The 1283-nt window shown below is 62.7% G+C and carries 2 protein-coding genes; both read right to left on the bottom strand.

Annotated features, from left to right (window positions below):
• Positions 1–471: 471 nt before the first annotated feature.
• Positions 472–927, bottom strand: a complete 456-nt coding sequence (locus ASF41_RS21430; RefSeq protein WP_056496872.1) for a LexA family transcriptional regulator — start codon at positions 925–927, stop codon at positions 472–474.
• Entirely contained in the window at positions 924–1157 is a 234-nt protein-coding gene (locus ASF41_RS21435) for a hypothetical protein (protein WP_056496875.1), read from the bottom strand. The genes ASF41_RS21430 and ASF41_RS21435 overlap by 4 nt, the downstream gene beginning before the upstream one ends.
• Positions 1158–1283 lie beyond the last annotated feature (126 nt).

The raw sequence follows: 1283 nt of genomic DNA on the forward strand, positions 1-1283 counted from the left end.
GCTGAGAGCAACGGCGACCCAAAGCCCTTCGTCTGGACTGCCGACCCGGATCGCATCATCCAGGCCGCAAAGCGCGGGCACCAAATGTTAGACTCGCACCACTAGTCCTACGACGTTGGAAGCGGAAAGGCTCCCGGCGACTGATAATGGTCGACTTTTTCGTAGTGCGCGATGGAGGAGATCCTAGAACTCCGCTCTATGCAAAGAGGGCGTATCATCAGCCAGGAAAGCGTATTAGATATAACAGTTTTACTATGTCTCTGTATGGGCCGTCAGACAGGTAAAAATTGAACTTCGCGCCCACTTTCGCGAGACGAAGAGGCACAAAACAAGGCTTGACGGAGAGAGCCCGATTACAGAAGCCATCGTTGTTCGAGGGCACAATCACCGGCACCCGGGCGAGTTTGGGATCGAACACCCGTTCGCACGAGCAGTAGAAGCTGTTGCCGTCGATCAGCGCGATCGCCCGGCTCATCGCACCAACCCCGCGCGTGCCACGTGCCAGCGGATCGAGAAACGCACCACACCCCAGATCTCGCCTTCGATCAGATCCTCGACCGCGAAGGCCGGCAGGTCGGGGTTGTTGAAGGCGAGGCGCGCGACGTTGCCCTCGATGACGAGGCGCTTCAGGCTCATGGTGCCGTCGACGATCGCCACGACGACGCTGCCATTTCCGGGCTTGAGGCTGCGATCGGCCACCGCCAGATCCCGGTCGAAGATGCCGGCCCCGCGCATGGAATCGCCCGAGATGTTCCAGGCGAAGGTCGCCGGCGGGTTGGGTGCGAGCCAGCGGGGGAGCTCCAGGGAGCCCTCGAGGAAGTCGTCGGCCGGCGATGGGAAGCCCGCGCAAAGCGCGGCACCCTGGATCGGGATGCGGACCGTGCCGGCGCTGTAGGGCGGAAGCTCCGCGATCTGAAGCAGCTTCATCGGCCAGCGCCTGGGCTGATCGCGCCGTCGCGGATGTAGCCCCGCGAGATGAGGCGGCGCTGCTGCGCGGTCTGTCGTTCAGCCTCGTCCAGATCGGCAAGAGCATCCGCGATGACCTGGACGAGGGCGGCCCAGGCGTCGCCCCGCGCCGCGCGATGATAGGCAAGTGCGATCGTTTCCGCCTCGGTCAGGCGAATGTCCACAGGGGGTTCGTTTGGCTGGGCCTGCATTGCGCGTCCGGCTGCTGTTATACCAATCCTCACTGATCAGAACGCATGGGCCCATCGGCGCAATCCGATGGACATGAGGCGCCAGGGTTAGGCGATGATCTTGTTCCAGGCATCGCAGCAGTGATC

This window comes from Methylobacterium sp. Leaf111, from assembly GCF_001423285.1.
Classification (GTDB): domain Bacteria; phylum Pseudomonadota; class Alphaproteobacteria; order Rhizobiales; family Beijerinckiaceae; genus Methylobacterium.